The sequence below is a fragment of the Deltaproteobacteria bacterium genome, assembly GCA_035063765.1.
In the GTDB taxonomy this organism is placed as follows: domain Bacteria; phylum Myxococcota_A; class UBA9160; order UBA9160; family PR03; genus CAADGG01.
Map to the genome: position 1 here is coordinate 146,668 of JAPSFT010000008.1, position 15,613 is coordinate 162,280.

Annotated in this window: 15 protein-coding genes; 10 read left to right on the forward strand and 5 right to left on the reverse strand. The window is 75.2% G+C overall.

The genetic code is table 11. From position 1 onward, the window contains the following. The first annotated feature begins 1 nt into the window (after position 1). Together OZ948_08325 and OZ948_08330 are read left to right on the forward strand one after the other, a co-directional pair. Positions 2-934, forward strand: a complete 933-nt coding sequence (locus OZ948_08325) for an aspartyl protease family protein (GenBank protein MEB2344731.1) — start codon at positions 2-4, stop codon at positions 932-934. 21 nt (positions 935-955) lie between these two features. Then, positions 956-1,588: a CoA pyrophosphatase gene (locus OZ948_08330; protein MEB2344732.1), complete on the forward strand. Its 633-nt coding sequence runs from the start codon at positions 956-958 to the stop codon at positions 1,586-1,588. A 39-nt stretch (positions 1,589-1,627) separates the two neighbouring features. Here OZ948_08330 and OZ948_08335 read toward each other — a convergent pair whose 3' ends face one another. Then, the gene (locus tag OZ948_08335) at positions 1,628-4,102 is read right to left on the reverse strand and encodes a glycoside hydrolase family 31 protein (GenBank protein MEB2344733.1); all 2,475 of its coding nucleotides are present in this window, start codon (positions 4,100-4,102) and stop codon (positions 1,628-1,630) included. 51 nt (positions 4,103-4,153) lie between these two features. On the opposite strand from OZ948_08335, the gene OZ948_08340 reads away from it, so the two are divergent. From OZ948_08340 to OZ948_08355, 4 genes are all read left to right on the forward strand, one after another. Continuing rightward, positions 4,154-4,966, forward strand: a complete 813-nt coding sequence (locus OZ948_08340) for a lysophospholipid acyltransferase family protein (GenBank protein MEB2344734.1) — start codon at positions 4,154-4,156, stop codon at positions 4,964-4,966. A 60-nt stretch (positions 4,967-5,026) separates the two neighbouring features. Then, positions 5,027-5,935 (forward strand): ATP-binding protein, encoded by a 909-nt coding sequence (locus OZ948_08345; GenBank protein MEB2344735.1) that lies wholly within the window; start codon positions 5,027-5,029, stop codon positions 5,933-5,935. Then, complete coding sequence (locus OZ948_08350) at positions 5,935-7,005, forward strand: hemolysin family protein (protein ID MEB2344736.1); 1,071 nt, start codon at positions 5,935-5,937, stop codon at positions 7,003-7,005. The genes OZ948_08345 and OZ948_08350 overlap by 1 nt, the downstream gene beginning before the upstream one ends. Positions 7,006-7,097: 92 nt before the next feature. After that, entirely contained in the window at positions 7,098-8,006 is a 909-nt protein-coding gene (locus tag OZ948_08355) for a hypothetical protein (GenBank protein ID MEB2344737.1), read from the forward strand. Between the two features lie 10 nt (positions 8,007-8,016). On the opposite strand, the gene OZ948_08360 is transcribed toward OZ948_08355, so the two are convergent. Both OZ948_08360 and OZ948_08365 read right to left on the reverse strand, forming a co-directional pair. Beyond that, positions 8,017-8,601 carry a hypothetical protein gene (locus OZ948_08360; GenBank protein ID MEB2344738.1) on the reverse strand — a complete coding sequence of 195 codons (585 nt, stop codon included), beginning with the start codon at positions 8,599-8,601 and terminating at the stop codon, positions 8,017-8,019. Positions 8,602-8,610: 9 nt separating this feature from the next. Beyond that, positions 8,611-9,162 (reverse strand): YSC84-related protein, encoded by a 552-nt coding sequence (locus tag OZ948_08365; protein MEB2344739.1) that lies wholly within the window; start codon positions 9,160-9,162, stop codon positions 8,611-8,613. Between the two features lie 121 nt (positions 9,163-9,283). Between OZ948_08365 and OZ948_08370 the strand changes: the two genes are divergently transcribed. After that, on the forward strand, positions 9,284-10,141 hold the full coding sequence (locus OZ948_08370; GenBank protein ID MEB2344740.1) for a VacJ family lipoprotein: 858 nt from the start codon (positions 9,284-9,286) through the stop codon (positions 10,139-10,141). 6 nt (positions 10,142-10,147) lie between these two features. Here the strand turns inward: OZ948_08370 and OZ948_08375 are convergent, their stop codons facing one another. After that, positions 10,148-10,768, reverse strand: a complete 621-nt coding sequence (locus OZ948_08375; protein ID MEB2344741.1) for an ABC transporter substrate-binding protein — start codon at positions 10,766-10,768, stop codon at positions 10,148-10,150. A 214-nt stretch (positions 10,769-10,982) separates the two neighbouring features. Between OZ948_08375 and OZ948_08380 the strand changes: the two genes are divergently transcribed. Beyond that, positions 10,983-13,637 carry an MMPL family transporter gene (locus tag OZ948_08380; protein ID MEB2344742.1) on the forward strand — a complete coding sequence of 885 codons (2,655 nt, stop codon included), beginning with the start codon at positions 10,983-10,985 and terminating at the stop codon, positions 13,635-13,637. Here the strand turns inward: OZ948_08380 and OZ948_08385 are convergent. Further along, positions 13,609-14,496 carry an alpha/beta hydrolase gene (locus OZ948_08385; GenBank protein ID MEB2344743.1) on the reverse strand — a complete coding sequence of 296 codons (888 nt, stop codon included), beginning with the start codon at positions 14,494-14,496 and terminating at the stop codon, positions 13,609-13,611. The two genes, OZ948_08380 and OZ948_08385, sit on opposite strands and share 29 nt — an antisense overlap. Before the next feature lie 20 nt (positions 14,497-14,516). Here OZ948_08385 and OZ948_08390 point away from each other — a divergent pair, with 20 nt between their 5' ends. After that, entirely contained in the window at positions 14,517-14,981 is a 465-nt protein-coding gene (locus OZ948_08390; GenBank protein ID MEB2344744.1) for a CBS domain-containing protein, read from the forward strand. A 66-nt stretch (positions 14,982-15,047) separates the two neighbouring features. Continuing rightward, positions 15,048-15,485, forward strand: coding sequence for a Fur family transcriptional regulator (locus tag OZ948_08395; GenBank protein ID MEB2344745.1), 438 nt, complete (start codon positions 15,048-15,050; stop codon positions 15,483-15,485). Positions 15,486-15,613: the final 128 nt, after the last annotated feature.

Sequence of the window (15,613 nt, forward strand, 5' to 3'; positions counted from 1 at the left end):
CATGCGCCGCGCCGCGCTCGGGCTGCTCCTGCTCGCCGCGGCCGGTCCGGCGGTAGCGCAGGAGCCGGCGCCGGACGCGGTGCTGGCCGAGCTGCCGTTCCTGGACGCAGGGCCCAACCAGGTCAAGCTCGACCTCGCACCCCCGGACGGCAGGGCGCTCCCCCTGCTCCTCGACACCGGCGCGCTCCAGAGCTTTGCGACGGTGGGCGGCGCGCGCGAGCTCGGGATCGTCGTGCGCCGCAACAAGCAGACGCCCTACCGGCGCGAGACGCGGCTCGGGCACCCGCTCGAGCTCTACGTCGACACGCGCCGCGGCGACACCGGCGAGGCGCGCGGCGGCGACTACGCGCTGGTGGGGGCCCCGTTCCTGGCCCGCTACGTGGTCGAGATCGACTTCCCCCGCCGGCGCGTGCGCTTCCTCGATCCCGAGCGCTACCAGGTGCCGGAGTCGGACCCGGAGGCATCCGTGCTGCCGATGCGCGCCGGGACGCCCCAGGCGATCGTCGAGATCGAGGTCGGCGCGGTGCGGCTGCCGGCGGTGCTCGCCACCGGCGCCCCCGGCACGCTGATCCTGCCCGGCGGCTGGGCGGAGGAGGCCGGAGCGGCCGTGACGCCCGATCCCGAGCAGACGGCGAAGCTCGAGCTGCCGCCCGGCAGCGCCCCGATGCAGGCGGCGCGCGCGGCGCTCGTGCGCCTGGGCCGCTTCGAGGAGCGCGACGTCCCGCTGCTGGTCGCGCCGCAGGGCGCCTGGGGCCAGGGCGCGCGCTCGGAGGCGCTGCTCGGCGTCGACTTCCTGAAGCGCTTCGTGCTGCGCATCGACTACCCGCGCCGGAGGCTCTGGATCGGCGACGCGCCGGCCGTGCCCGCCGGGCCGCCGCCCGTGTCGGCGCCGCCGCCGACCGGTGCACCGGAGGCCGCGCTCGGGGTGGGTTGAAGGCGCGGCTATCCTCGGGGAGTGCTGCCCAGGGAGGACATCCGGGTCGCGCTCGCGGCGCACCCGCCGCGGCTCATCGAGGACCCGGCGCGGGCGCACGCCGCGGTCGCGGTGGTGCTGCGCGAGGCCGCTGACGCCGCACGCAGCCCCGAGCTGCTCCTGATCGAGCGTTCCCGCCACGAGGGCGATCCCTGGTCCGGGCACATGGCCTTCCCGGGCGGGCGCGTGGAGCCCGGCGACCCCGACTCGCGCGCCACGGCGGAACGCGAGACCTTCGAGGAGGTCGGGCTGCCGCTCGCCGGCGCCGATCTGCTCGGGCGCCTCGACGACGTCGAGGGCCGCCAGGGCAGGCGCAGCCTCCCGCTCGTGGTCTCGGCCTGGGTCTACCACGTGCCCGAGCCGGGGCCGCTCGCGCTCAACTACGAGGTCGAGGAGGCGCTCTGGGTGCCGGTCCGCCGGCTCGTGGACCCCCGACACCACGTGGAGTACCCGACGCCGCCCTGGACGGGCTACCCCGGGATCCTCGTGGGCCGGCCCGATCGGCACGTGGTCTGGGGCCTCACCTACCGCTTCCTCGAGATCTTCCTCGAGAAGCTCGGCCATCCGCTGCCGGATCGCTGGAGCCGCGTGCCCGAGGCACGTCCGGACGAGTAGGGCGCAAGCCCGCGACCGAGCCGATTTCCTCACAGGCTCTCAGGGGGCGGGATCCACCTCGAGCGCGCGGCCGGCGCCGTCGTCCTGCCAGCGTACGTGCAGGACGCCGGCCTCCCACCACCAAGCGGGCTCGCCGGCCGGCGCCGCCAGGTCCGCACGCCGCGGGCCGGGGAGGCGCACGGCGTCGAGCCACACCGCGCCGGGTGGGGCACAGCCGTGGACGGCGACCCGCAGCGGGCGGGGCGGGATCGTGAAGCCTCCCTCGCGCGCGCCGAGCTCGAGGCGCAGGCGCCCGGCGGCACGCGACCACAGCCGCACCGGCGTGCGTGCCTCGACGCCCGCGCGGTAGGCCAGCGTCTCACCGTCGTCCTCGACGACGGTGGCGGTGCCGTCGCCGCCCGGGAACACCTCGAGCACGAGCGGCTCCTGCGGCGCCTCGCCGACGTGCTGCACGGGGCTGCGCGTCGGGATCACGCTGCCGCCGCGCGCGAAGAGCGGCATCCGCTCGAGCGGCGCCGCCACCTCCACCCGGCGCGGGCCGATCCAACGCGCGCCGTCGTCGAAGCCGAACCAGACACCCGCTGGCAGATACACGATCCGGCGTCGAGCACCACGCGCCAGGACCGGCGCCGCCAGCAGGTCCGGCCCGATCGCAACCTGGTCGTCGACGGCCACGGCTTCGGGGTCGTCGGGATGGTCCCAGGCGAGCGGGCGCCAGAGCGGAGCGCCGGTGGCCTCGGCTTCGCAGCAGAGCCCGTACAGATAGGGGAGCAGCCGCATGCGCAGCTCGAGCGCTGCCCGCGCCGCCGCCTCCGTTCGCGACCCGAAGCGCCACGGCTCCTGGCGGTGCTTGAGCCACATCGAATGCGTGCGCGCGAAGGGCTGGAGCGCACCGATCTGCATCCAGCGCGCGAACAGTTCGGGTCCGCACCAGCCCGCGAAGCCGCCGATGTCGGCGCCGCACAGGGGGACGCCCGAGACGGAGAGCCCGAGCAGCATGCGCAGCGAGAGCCGGAGCTGCGCCCAGGTGCTGGCGGTGTCGCCCGTCCACAGCGCGGCCCAGCGCTGGATGCCCGCGCCGCCCGAGCGCGACAGCACGAAGGGCCGGCGCCCGGGCGCGAGCTTCGCGAGGCCCTCGCGGGTCGCGCGGCACTCGAGGTGGCCGTAGGCGTTGCGCACGTGCTCGTGCGGCACGCGCTGCTCCGGATCGGCGGGATCGGCCTGGCGCACCTGCGAGAGGTCCTGTGGCGCGAGCGGCAGGATCAGGCGCCCGAGCCGCAGCTCGCGCGCCCAGCCCGCGGGCTCGTTCATGTCGTTCCAGATCCCCGCCACGCCCGCGGCCACCAGGGGCTCGTGCAGCGCCCCCCACCACTCGCGCACGTCGGCACGCGCGAAGTCCGGCAGCGCGGCGTCACCGGGCCAGACCTTCAGCTTGTAGGGCGTGCCGTCCTCGCGACGCAGGAATGCATCACGCTCGGCACCGTCGCGGAAGAGCTTCCAGCGCGGGTCCACCTTGACGCCCGGGTCCACGATCGTGACGACGCGCAGGCCCTGCGCCGCGAGCTCGGCCAGCAGGCCCGCCGGGTCCGGGAAGCGCCGCGGATGCCAGGTGAAGACGCGGTAGCCGTCCATGTGGTCGATGTCGAGATGGATGGCGTCGGTCGGCACGCGGTGCGCGCGGGCCTCACGGGCCACGCGCCGCACCGCTCGCGCGCTCCGGTAGCCCCAGCGCGACTGGTGGTGGCCGAGCGCCCAGAGCGGCGGCCGCGGCGCGTGGCCGGTGCGCGCTGCGTAGCGGCGCAGCACGTCGGCGGGCCGCGGCCCGGGGAGGAGCACGAGATCGATGCCGCGCGCGCAGGTCTCGATCGCGACCTGCGAGGGATCCGTGGCGGCGACGTCGAAGCGCGCGGGCGCAGCGCCTTCGAGCAGCACGCCGTCGGCGCGCACGGCGTCCGCCCGCGTCGCGAGGCGCAGGAAGAACGGGATCGAGGTGTAGAGCGGATCCACGCCGTCGCGCACCGGGACGTCACGGCTGCGCACCTGCAGGACGCGCCCCCGCTTGTCGAGCGGTCCCGTCTTCCCGCCGAAGCCGAGGAAGCGGTCGCCCTCGGCGCAGGCCAGCACGACGCGTGCGGCGCCGTCGGCGCCGAAGCCGAGCGCGCCGAGCCGCGCGATCTGGCGGCCGCCGCGCTCGAGCACGCGCAGCGCCAGGGGTTGGGCGGTGATCTCGACGCGCAGCGCGCCGTCGGGCCCGTCGAAGGCCAGCGCCGCACCGCCGCCCTCGAGCGCGAAGGGCTCGGCGTTGGAGCCGCGCCAGGGCTCGCGGCCGAGCGCCGCGTCGAGATCGGGCGGCAGCGCGCGGCCCGAGGCGGCGCGCAGCCGCAACGAGCCGTCGCGCGCGACCGCGACGCGCGCCACGGCCTCGCCGAGGTCGAGGTCGACCGTGCCCGGGCCGGCCGGCGCGAAGCGCAGCACCCGGTCGAGCACGGTGAAGCGGCGATCCCCCCGAGCCATCCCGCGGCGCAGTCTAGCCGTGCGCGGCGCAGGCCGTATCCTCCCGCGCCGATGAGCGAGCCCACCGCCGAGACCCTGGCCCAGCGAGCCGCACGCGGCCGCCCCGCGCGGCTCGTCGACTGGGTCTTCACGGTGCCGTTCCTGCTCGCGTTCGGCCTCGTGCTGCTCGTCTTCGACCCGCTCCAGCGCATCGCGCGGCTCTTCGGCCAGCGCCCCCAGGAGATCGTGGCTGGCGGGCTCCAGGCGGCGCTGGTCCTGGTGTTCCGGATCGCGGGCACGCGGCTCGCCGTCGAGCGCGCGCCGGAGCTCCAGCCGCGCACCGGCTACCTGCTGATCGCCAACCACCAGAGCATGTTCGACATCCCGATCTTCGGCGCGCTGCTCTTCACGAACTACCCGAAGTACGTGTCGAAGCGGGAGCTCGCGCGCGGGCTCCCGAGCATCTCCTACAACCTGCGTCGCGGCGGCAACGCGGTGATCGACCGCGCCGACCGCGAGCAGGCGGTGGAGGCGATCCGCGTCCTCGGAAGGGATGCCCAGGCGCGCGGCGTCTCGGTCGTGATCTATCCCGAGGGCACCCGCTCGCGGGCCGGCGAGCTGCGCGCCTTCAAGCCCGCCGGCACGCTGGCGCTCCTCGAGGCCGCGCCGGACCTGCCGGTGGTGGCGGTGACCATCGACGAGGCCTGGCGGCTGCTCTCGCACAACCTGCTCCCGGTGCCCTTCGGGACGCGCGTGCGCGTCCGCTTCGGGGCGCCGATGGCGCGCGCGGGCGCGAGCGGGCCGGAGCTGCTCGAGCGCGCGCGCAAGGAGATCGAGGCGACGCTCGTGCGCTGGCGCGCGGAGCCCGGCGCCCCGGACGCGTAGCGCCTGCGGCCGCCCGGGCCCGAACGAGCCCCGCCGGCGGCTTCGCTAAGCTCCCCGGCCGTGTCCCGCCTCGTGCGCCTCAGCGAGCGCCTCGACCGTGTCCTCACCCTGGCCGAACGCTGGCTCGAGCGGCACACCGGCGGGCGCCTCGACCCCGAGGCGGCGCACCGCCACCTCGCGTTCCGCTGGGACGCGCGCGACGGCGCCGGCCGCCTGGTCGCGATCGAGCAGCCCCACGCCGTCGACCTCGACGACCTGCTCGGGGTCGAGCGTGCCGTTGCGGAGCTGGTGCGCAACACCGAGCAGTTCGTGCGCGGCCTGCCTGCCAACCACGTCCTGCTGCACGGCGAGCGTGGCACCGGGAAGTCGTCCTCGGTGAAGGGGCTGCTCGGGCGCTTCGGCGGGCAGGGCCTGCGGCTCGTCGAGGTGCGCAAGGGCGACCTGCTCCAGCTTCCCGACGTGGTGGCCGCGCTGCGCGGGCTGCCCTACCGCTTCCTGATCTTCTGCGACGACCTCGCCTTCGACGAGGGCGAGCCCGGCATGCGCGAGCTCAAGGCGGCGCTCGAGGGGAGCCTCGAGGCGACGCCGGAGAACGTGCGCATCGTGGCGACCAGCAACCGCCGCCACCTCCTGCCCGAGCGCGTGCGCGACAACCGCGAGGCGCGCCTCGACGAGGCGGGCGAGCTGCACCTCGGCGAGGCGCTCGAGGAGAAGCTGGCGCTCGCCGACCGCTTCGGCCTCGTGCTCGGCTACTACGGCTTCGACCAGACCACCTACCTCCGGATCGTGTCGCACTACGCGCGCAAGGCCGGCGTGGACTGCCCGCCCGAGTGGCTGCGCGCCGAGGCGCTGCGCTTCGCCCTGCACCGCTCGAGCCGCTCCGGACGCACGGCGCGGCAGTTCGTCGACGACCTGGCCGGCCGGCTCGCGCTGGCGGCGCAGGCCGGCGACACGCGCGGAGCCTCCTGATGCCAGGCCTCGGGCTCCCGGTCCTCGGTCTCCTGGCGATCGCGGCGCTGGTGCTCGCCAACGCCTACTTCGTCGCCACCGAGTTCTCGCTGGTCGCGGTGCGCCGCAGCCAGTTGAAGCTCTGGGCCCGCGAGAACCGCCGCGGCGCCGCCGCGGCGATGAAGGCGGTCGAGCGGCTCGACGACGCGATCGCCGCCACCCAGCTCGGCATCACCCTGGCCAGCATCGGCCTGGGCTTCCTCGGCGAGCCGGCGCTCGCGTCGCTGCTGCGGCCGCTGCTCGAGGCGGCCGGCCTGGGTCCGGGCTGGGTGCACCCGGTCGCCTTCGCCGTCTCGTTCTCGCTCGTGACCTTCCTGCACGTGGTGGTGGGGGAGCTCGCGCCGAAGGCGCTGGCGCTCGACCGCCCCGGGCCGGTCGCGCTCGCCTGCGCGGCGCCGCTCCTGGTCTTCGGGCGCGCCTTCCACCCGCTCCTGCGCGTCATGAACGGCGCCGGCAACGCGCTCGTGCGCCGCTTCGGCGTCGACCCGCAGCCTTCGCCCCACGGCGTGCATTCGCCCGAGGAGCTGTCGCTGCTGGTCGACGAGGCCAGCGCCTCGGGGGCGATCCGTGCCGACACCGGGCGCCTGCTCGGCAACGTGTTCCGGCTCTCGCGCACCCGCGTGCGCGACGTGATGGTGGCGCGCGAGCGCATCTTCGCCGTCCACCTGAAGACGCCGATCGACGACCTGCTCGAGGCGACCCGCGACCAGGGCTACACGCGCGTGCCCGTACACACGGGAGCCCTCGAGGACGCGGTCGGGGTCCTGCACACCAAGGACCTGTTCCACATCTACGCCGAGCGGCGGCTCTTCGTGCTCGCGGACCTGCTGCGGCCGCTCGCCGAGATGCGGCCCGAGCTCTCGATCCTCGAGGCCCTGCGCCGCTTCCGCCGCCAGCGCGCCCACCTCGCGCTGGTCCGCGAGGCGGGCGGCCCGGTGGTCGGCCTGGTGACGCTCGAGGACGTCCTCGAGGAGATCGTGGGCGAGATCGAGGACGAGCACGACGAGCCGACCCCGGCGGCGGGGGAGTAGGGCCCGCGCGACCCGCGTCTGGACGAGGCGACGGCGAATGGAGTAGGGTGGCCTCGCCACCACTCCGCCCGAAGGCCTGGAGGATTGCGGCCATGCGCGCCCGCACGCTGCTCGTCGCCTCGCTCCTCACCGTCGCGAGCCTTGCTCCGGCAGCGGAGGCGCAGCGGGCCTGTCGCTTCGGCTCCTGCGTCCTCGCGGTCTTCCCGGCGGTGGGGCCGATCGTGGTCGAGGGTGGCGCGCAGGGGGTCTTCCTGCTCTCGATGCTGAGCGGCGTGCCGGCCCCGGAGCTGCCGCTGCGCCCGCTCGCGGCGCCGCTCGACGCCGAGCAGCAGGCGCTGCTCGGCTGCGGCCCCTACTGGGGCACCGCCTGCGAGCACTCGGGGATCGACCTGCGCAACGCGGACGCCGGCGTCCTCATGCAGAGCTGGTTCGTGCCCGACGGCGTGGACTTCGCGGGCGACGTGCAGGTTCTGGTCCCTGGCAGCCGCGGGCCGTTCCCGCCCGACGGCAGCACGTCGGTCCCGCCCAGCGGCCCGATCGGAGGGCCGTTCCCGAACGAGATGGCGGCGACCTCCTACAACTTCCAGATGCTCCTGGTCGCATTCTCCTCGGGCACCGGAAGGCCCGGCCGGGATCCGGGTGCCTTCGACCCGAACGACCCCTACGCGCTCTTCGACCCCTACGATCTCTCCACCTGGTCCTCCGCAGGCCAGTGCTCCTTCCTCCAGCCGATGTACTGCTCGGCGATCCGGGCGTTCTTCGAGCTGCGGCCCGCGCGGCCCGGACCGTGCTCCCTGGCCCGGCCGCAGAACTGCTGGGCGGCGCCGGCGCCCGTTGTGACGTGGTCGCCCTGGTCGCAGGGCCTCGGCGCGCACGGTGGTGCCGTCCGCTTCGGACGCCGCGACTTCGCCGTGAGCGGGAAGGGCTGCCCGCCCGCGCGAAGAGCGTCCGCCTCGTGGAGCATCGAAGCGGTGCGCTACGGGCGCTGCCTGCCGCGCTGAGCCCTCGCCGTCACGGCGCCTGCGGCTCGCGCACCTCCAGCGCCAGCGACTCCGTGTAGGTCGCGACGACCGTGTCGCCGACCGCCACGCGGTCGAGGTTCGCGGGGTTCCGTACCGGCACGACGCGCGCCACGCCGGCCGGTCCGCGCAGGGTCGCGGTGCCCGCGGCCCGGTCGATCCCCTCGATCACCAGCACGGCGGTGATCCGGCGCGCGAAGAGGCCCGCCGGACGCCGGCCCGGCTCCGCCGTGGCGGCCACCTCCAGGATCGAGGCGCCCTCCGCCGCCTCCTGCGGCGTCGGCTCGCGCACCTCGAGCACGACCGACTCGGCAAGCTCGCCTTCCAGGATGTCGCCCGGCTTCACCTGCGCGAGGTTCTTCACGCCCTCGTCCGCCTGGAAGACCGCCTCGCCGCCGGCGTCGTCTACGAGCGTCACCCGGCGCGTGCGCTGGTCGATCGCCTTCACGCGCGCATGGATGGCGGTTACCTGGGTGGTCTCCCGGCGGAGCGGCTCGGCCGTCTCGGCGCCCGAACCCCCGGAGCCCGCGCACGCCGCACAGGCGGCGAGCGCGACGAGGATCGCGAGTCGCTGCATCGGAGCCCCCTACTTCGGATGGATGCGGAAGATCTTCGTGCCCTGCAGGCCGAGGCCGGCCATCAGCCCCTGCTGGTCGAAGAAGAACGCGTAGATGTCGCTGCGCGCGGTGGTGGTGCTGAGCGAGCCGGAGAGCCCTTCGTCGGCCACGACCAGCGTCGGGCCGACGCCGACCTCCCAGCCTTCGGTCTTGCGGAAGTACGCGAGCGCTGCGTCGTTCATGAAGAAGAGCGCGTAGCCGTAGGACTGGAGGCCCGCCTGGAGGCCGTAGGACGCCGACACCGTGCGGTAGTAGCCGTCGGCGCGATCGCCGGCGAGCAGCGCGCCCTGGCCGAAGGCACCGCCGAACAGGAAGCCGCCCTTCACGATGGTCGGGAAGACCAGGACCGCCCTGGCGTCGCGCGCGAGCGAGCGAGCCGCGTCGTTCCGGGCGAGCAGGCCCTTCAGCGCGGCCTTCGCCTGCCGTTCGATCTCGGCGGCCGACTTCGCGTGGGCGGGGGCGGCGAGAGCCGCCAGCGCGAGCAGGGCGACGAGGAGCGAGGCGCGGGCGTCCGTGTGCATGGCGTCGGGGCGACCTCCGGGGCGAGGATGGCGCACACACGTGGAGGGCGCCGGTGGGGACGCGCCGGAGCCCCCTCCCGGCCGCCCCGCGGCGGACGGGTCGGCGGCCGAGCATGGGGTCTTGCCCTACCCTGCGCCCGTGCCGCGTCCCGGGGTGCATGCGACGAGGGTGTGCCTGCTCGCGCTGCTCGCCGGCCTCCTGCTGGCGGGCGCGGCCGGCGCCGGGCCGGCCGACACCGGGCCGGCCGACACCGGGACGGCGGGGGCCGCGCCCGAGACCCCAGCGCTCGACGAGTTCGACCGGGAGCTCGAGGCCGCCGCGATCCCGGATCCGATCGAGCGGGTGAACCGCGGGGTCTTCGCCGGCAACCGCGCCGTCGACCGGATGGTGCTCGACCCGGTGACGCGCGCCTACGGCCGGGTCGTGCCCGATCCGATCAAGCGCGCGATCGCGCGCGTGTTCGACAACCTGAACCAGCCCGTGGTGATCGCCAACGACCTGCTCCAGCTCCGGCCGCGCCGGGCCGGCAGCGCGACGGCGCGCTTCGTGCTGAACAGCACCTTCGGGTTCGCCGGGATCTTCGACCCCGCCCGCGAGGCCGGCTTTCCGCCCCATCGCTCCGATTTCGGGCAGACGCTCGGCCGCCATGGGGTCGGGCCCGGCGTCTACCTCGTGATCCCGCTGCTCGGGCCGAGCAGCGCGCGGGACGCCGTCGGCACCCTCGTCGACCTCGCGTTGCGGCCCGACACCTGGCTCCTGCCGATTCCGCCGCGCCTGCTGCTCGGCGGCACCTGGGGGATCAGCGAGCGCGAGGAGCACCTCGAGGCGCTCGACGCGCTCGAGCAGTCGTCGGTCGACTTCTACGCCGCGATCCGCAGCGCGTACTGGATGAGCCGGGAGGCCTTCGTGCGCGAGAGCCACCCGGCGCCCGCGACCGGCGCCGCACCCGCGCCGCCCGATCTCGCGACGGCGCCCTGAGCCGGCTCAGGCTTCCTGCGCGCCGCGCTCCTGGGCCGCGATCTTCTGCTCGATCGCCTCGAGCAGCGCGTCGAAGCCCTCGCGCTTGAGCAGGCCCGAGTACTGCGAGCGGCGCAGCGCGAGCTCGCTCACGGTGCCGTTCATGAACACGTCGATGATGCGCCAGCGGCCGGCTTCGGCGCGCATCCGGTAGTCGAGCGCCACCGCTTCCCCGCTGGCGCGCAGGATGCGGGTCTTCACCAGCACCGTGTCGTGCGAGGCGGGCTCCACGCCGAGGGTCTCGAAGCGCGCGCCGTCGTGGTGGTCGAAACGCGCCGCGTAGGTGGCGATCGCCAGCCGCGAGAAGGCGTCGACGAGGCGCGTCCGCTCCGCCTCGTCGAGATCGCGCCAGCCGAGCCCCGCCGACTTCTCGGCCATGAACGGGAAGTCGTAGAGCTCGAGCAGCACGGGGCGGATCCGCTCGAGGCGCCCGGAGAAGCCGAGTGCCTGGGCGTCCTTCATGACCCCGAGCAGGGTCGCGTGGAGCGTCTCGATCGCGGCGGCGGCCTCCGCCTCGGGCGGAGGCCCGGCCGGGGCCGGATCCGCGGCGGCGGCGGGGCTCGCGGCGCCGAGCACGAGCGCGGCCACCCACGCGGCGAGCTGCGAGCCACGCCGGGCCCGGTGGCAGGATCGGGCCCGCGGCCCGCCGCGCGGTCGGCTTGCGGACGGGGGTGCGGTTCGGGATGCAGTCCGGGCGCTCAAGGGGAATCCTCTGCGGGTTCGTCGGTGGGGGCGGCAGTCTAACGAGCGTGGTACGGGGTCGCCTCGATCGGGACGCGAGGGGAAAGGACGCCGCGTGGCGATGCGTAATCTCGACGCCCTGGTGAGCCGCCTGGCGGGCGGCTGTGTCGACGCGGCGCAGCGTCGCCCGCGCGCGGTGCTGGCGGCGAGCCTGCTCCTGGCGGCGGCGTCGATCGCCTACGCGGCGACCCATCTCGGAGTCAACTCCAACACCGACGACCTGCTCTCGGACGAGCTGCCGCACCGGCGCAACCTGGCCGCCTTCGCGCGCCACTTCGGGGACCCCGGGCTCGACCTGATCGTGGTGGTCGAGGGGGCGACGGCGGGAATCACCCACGACGCTGCCGACGCGCTCGCCGAGCGCCTCGCCGCCGACACCGGCCGCTTCGCGAGCGTGGTGGCACCGGGGGGCGGCGACTTCTTCGACCGCAACGGCCTGCTCTACCTCGACACCGCCGACCTCGAGGAGCTGGCGGACCGGCTGGCGACGGCGCAGCCCTTCCTCGCCGAGCTGGCGCTCGACCCGACGCTCCCGCGGCTGCTCGAGCTGCTCGCCGTGGCGGTGCGGCGGGCCGACTTCGAGCCGGGCTCCGAGGGCGAGCTGCGTGAGATCCTCGACCGGGTCGCCGCCGGCCTCGAGCAGCCGCTCGACGCCGGGACCCCTCCGCTGGCGTGGGACGACTGGATGCTCGGCGCGGCGCCGGCCGGCTTCGTGCCCAACCGGCGCGTGCTCTTCGCGACGCCACGCGTCGACTACGAGGACTTCGAGCCGGCCAGCGCCGCCGTGTCGCGGGTGCGGGAGCTGGCGCGCGCCGCGAGCCTCACCGAGGAGCACGGCGTGCGCGTGCGGGTGACGGGGGACCTGGCGCTCTCCACCGAGGAGCTCTCCAACGTGCGCGGGCAGGCGGCGGCGCAGCTCGGCGGCTCGTTCGTCGTCGCGACGCTGCTGCTGCTCGTCGGGCTGCGCTCGGGGCGGCTCGCGCTGCACGCGACGATCGCCCTGCTGGTGGGGCTCGCCTGGACGACCGGCTTCGCGGCGCTCGCGATCGGACACCTGAACGTGCTCTCGACCGCCTTCGCGGTGCTCTTCATCGGCCTGGCGATCGACTACGGGATCCACTTCCTCCTGCGCTGGCTCGAGCTCCGGGACGCCGGCCTCGAGCCAGGCTCCGCGCTGGGCGGCGCCGGCCGGAGCGTCGGGACCTCGCTCTTCCTGTGCGCCCTCACGACCGCGATCGGCTTCTACTCGTTCGTCCCGACCGGCTTCGTCGGGATCGCCGAGCTCGGTGTGATCGCGGGCTCCGGGATGTTCCTCTCGCTGCTCGCGACCCTGACGCTGCTGCCCGCGCTGGTCACGCTGTGGCCGCCTCCGCAGCGCCGGCGCGGCCTCGGCGCGCTCCGGATCCGGCTGCCGGACCTCCACGTGCGCTGGCCGCGCACGGTGTGCGCGCTGGCCGGCGCCGTCGCCCTCGGCTGCGTCGCGCTGCTGCCGGCCGTGCGCTTCGACGGCGACCCGCTCAACGTGCGCGATCCCAGCACCGACTCGGTGCGCGCGATGCGCGACCTCGTGACCGGGCGTCGCCCCTCGCCCTGGACCGCCGAGCTGCTCGCACCGGATCTCGGGGCGGCCGAGGCGCTGGCCGCGCGCTTCGAGGGACTGCCGGGCGTGGCCCACGCGATCACGCTGGCCTCCTTCGTCCCCGACGACCAGGAGCGCAAGCTCGCGATCCTCGACGACGTGCGGCTCTTCCTGCCGAACCTGGCGCCTCCCGGCGTGCTGCCGCCCCCCGATCCGGTCCGGACGCAACGCGCGCTCGACGAGCTGCGCCGGGCGCTCCGGGAGCGCATCGCGGCCGAGGGCCGGACGCCGCTCGGGGCGAGCGCGCGCGCCCTGGTCTCGGCCGCCGAGGACGCGCTCGCGCGCCTCGGTGCCTCGCCCGAGTCGGCGGCCGACGTGGCGCGGCTCGAGGAGCGCCTGCTCGGCGACCTGCGCGGCTGGCTGCGCCGCCTCGATCGCCTGCTCCAGGCGCGGCCGGTGGGTCTCGACACGCTGCCGGCCTCGCTGCGCTCCCGGTACCAGTCCGACGACGGCACCGCGCGCGTCGAGCTCTTCGCGAGCGAGGACCTCTCCGAGCCGGGCGCGATGGAGCGCTTCGCCGACGCCGTGCTCGCCGTGGACCCCAGCGCGACCGGCACGGCCGTCACGATCGTCGAGTCGGCACGCGCGATCGAGGGCGCGATGGCGCGCGCCCTCGCCTACGCGGCGCTCGCGATCGCGGTCCTGCTGCTCGTGCTCTGGCGCAGCGTCGCGGATCCGCTGCTCGCGATGACGCCGCTGGTCTTCGCCTCCCTCACCACGGCCGCCACCGCCGTCCTGCTCGGCCTGCCCTTCAACTACGCCGATGTGATCGTGCTGCCGCTGCTGCTCGGGATCGGCGTCGACAGCGGCATCCACCTCGTATACCGCTTCCGTCACGAGCCGCCGGCCGCGGAGGGCGTGATGCACAGCAGCACCGCCCGGGCGGTCCTGTTCTCGGCGCTGACGACGCTCGCGAGCTTCGGAAGCCTCGGCTTCTCGACCCATCGCGGGATCGCGACCCTGGGACAGCTCCTGACCCTCGGCGTGGCGATGATGCTCCTCGCCAACCTGATCCTGCTGCCGGCGCTGCTCGCCTGGGTCGGCGGGGTCAACCCTCGCCGAGAACGAACGCGCTGAGCGCGGCGCGGCACGCTTCGGGGTTGTCGACCATCACCGAATGGCCCGCGCGGGGGATCCCCACGAGCCGGCCCTGCGCCAGCACCTCGCCGGCCATGCGGTCGGCGATGTCGGCCGAGACGACGTCGGAGGCGGCGCCGCGCACGACGAGCGCCGGGCACGGGACGCGGGCGAGCGCCTCCCAGAGCTCCCGCGCGAGGCGGGCCTCGCGCTCGCGCAGCGCGGCCTCGCCGGCTCCCGCGCGGCCGCGGAACCAGGCAGGGTCGAGCTTCGGCTCGAAGCGGCCGTCGGGCCGCGCGCGCAGCCCGTGGCGCGCGAGGCGCTGGAGCTGCTCGCGGCCCGCGGCGGGATAGCTACGCGCGAGCAGCTCGCGGTACTCGGTTTCGGACGCGAAGCTCGGCCCGCCACCGGGCCCGGCCCCGGTGGCGCCCCTCTGGAGATCGAGCCGGATCCGGACGGTGCCGCGCGGATCGAGCTCGGGCGCCGAATCCACGATCACGAGCCCCGCCATCCGCTCGGGGTGGCGGCCCGCGAAGAGCATCGCGATGCGCCCCCCGAGCGAGTGCCCGACCAGCACCAGACGCTCGATCCCGAGCGCGGCGGTGGCGGCCTCCAGGTCGGCAAGGTGGAAGTCGTAGTCGTAACGGGCCTCGGGATCGCGGTCGGAGTCGCCATGGCCGCGGAGGTCGAGCGCCAGGGTGCGGTAGTAGGGGGCTACGGCGGGGGCGAGGTCGTCCCATACGTGCGCCTCGTTGCCGAACCCGTGCACGAAGACGAGCGGCACCCCGTCGCGGCTCCACTCGAGCGCGTGGAGCGACAGGCCGTGTGCGCCGGGGACGCGGATCGAGACGGGCTCCATGCGCGCGAATCCTAGCCGCGGTGTACCTTCGCCGCGACGCCATGGGCCTCGCACGCCTCGATCACATCCCGACCGTCAAGCTCGCGATGACGCCGTTCCCGCACGCCGTGGAGGTGGACGCGCCGCTCTCGGCCGCGCTCGCGATGATGGACGAGCACGGCGTGCACCAGCTCCCGGTGACGGAGCAGGGCCGGCTGGTCGGCGTCGTCGCGAAGGGGGAGCTCGAGCTCGTGACCGCCAGTGCGCGCGGGCGCCCGCTGGCGGCGCGGGTGCGCGACGCCCTGTCGGCGAACTCCTGCGTGGTCGAGGACGGCGAGCGCCTCGACCACGTCCTCGAACGGATGGCGGGCGAGCACATCGCAGCGGCGCTGGTGGCGCGGCGTGGCAAGCTGGTGGGCATCTTCACCTTCACCGATGCGTGTCGGCTGTTCGCGAGCTGGCTGCGGGATCGCTTCCCGGATCCCGGCTCCGACGACGCCGCCTGAGGCGCTCCGGCGAGGCCCGGGCCCCCGGGTTGGTCGCTCGGGCCGGACGCCTTAGACTGTGGGGCCATGCGCCGCACCGCCGAAGAGATCGAGAACCTGCTCCGGAGACGGGGCTTCTCGCTGACCCCGCAGCGGCGTGCGATCCTGCGCCACCTGGCCGAGCGGGGTGGGCACTGGACCGCAGCCGAGGTCCTGGAGAGCCTCACCGGCGAGTTCCCGCTGGCGAGCCGGGCCACCGTCTACAGCACGCTCGCGCTCCTGCGCGAGCTGGGCGTCCTCGCCGACGTCCCGGCCCCCGGCCCGGGCGGGGAGGCCCGCTACGACGCGAATCCCGAGCCGCACCAGCACTTCGTCTGCCGGCGCTGCGGGTGTCTCGAAGACGTGCCGTCCGAGTGGTTCCCGGTCGCGATCCCCGCAGGGGTAGGCCACGGGTTCTCGGTCGAGCACTATCGCATCGTGGCCGAAGGGGTCTGCGCGGGCTGCGAATCCAGTCCTCGCGACTAGCGTCCGGCCGGCCCGGCGGGGCCCGGTAGGCCCAGTTCGGGATTGCGAACTCGGGATTGCGAACGTGCTCGCCATCGATCGGTGGGGGGCGCGCGCGACATCGGGGCAGCCGGTGGAGCCGGCTCTTT

What these genes read in the sequence shown, in the direction of transcription:
- OZ948_08325 (MEB2344731.1), top strand. Translation starts at nt 2, where the DNA reads ATGCGCCGCGCCGCGCTCGGGCTGCTCCTGCTCGCCGCGGCCGGTCCG.
- OZ948_08335 (MEB2344733.1), bottom strand. Translation starts at nt 4,102, where the DNA reads ATGGCTCGGGGGGATCGCCGCTTCACCGTGCTCGACCGGGTGCTGCGC.
- OZ948_08340 (MEB2344734.1), top strand. Translation starts at nt 4,154, where the DNA reads ATGAGCGAGCCCACCGCCGAGACCCTGGCCCAGCGAGCCGCACGCGGC.
- OZ948_08350 (MEB2344736.1), top strand. Translation starts at nt 5,935, where the DNA reads ATGCCAGGCCTCGGGCTCCCGGTCCTCGGTCTCCTGGCGATCGCGGCG.
- OZ948_08355 (MEB2344737.1), top strand. Translation starts at nt 7,098, where the DNA reads ATGCGCGCCCGCACGCTGCTCGTCGCCTCGCTCCTCACCGTCGCGAGC.
- OZ948_08360 (MEB2344738.1), bottom strand. Translation starts at nt 8,601, where the DNA reads ATGCAGCGACTCGCGATCCTCGTCGCGCTCGCCGCCTGTGCGGCGTGC.
- OZ948_08365 (MEB2344739.1), bottom strand. Translation starts at nt 9,162, where the DNA reads ATGCACACGGACGCCCGCGCCTCGCTCCTCGTCGCCCTGCTCGCGCTG.
- OZ948_08380 (MEB2344742.1), top strand. Translation starts at nt 10,983, where the DNA reads ATGCGTAATCTCGACGCCCTGGTGAGCCGCCTGGCGGGCGGCTGTGTC.
- OZ948_08385 (MEB2344743.1), bottom strand. Translation starts at nt 14,496, where the DNA reads ATGGAGCCCGTCTCGATCCGCGTCCCCGGCGCACACGGCCTGTCGCTC.
- OZ948_08395 (MEB2344745.1), top strand. Translation starts at nt 15,048, where the DNA reads ATGCGCCGCACCGCCGAAGAGATCGAGAACCTGCTCCGGAGACGGGGC.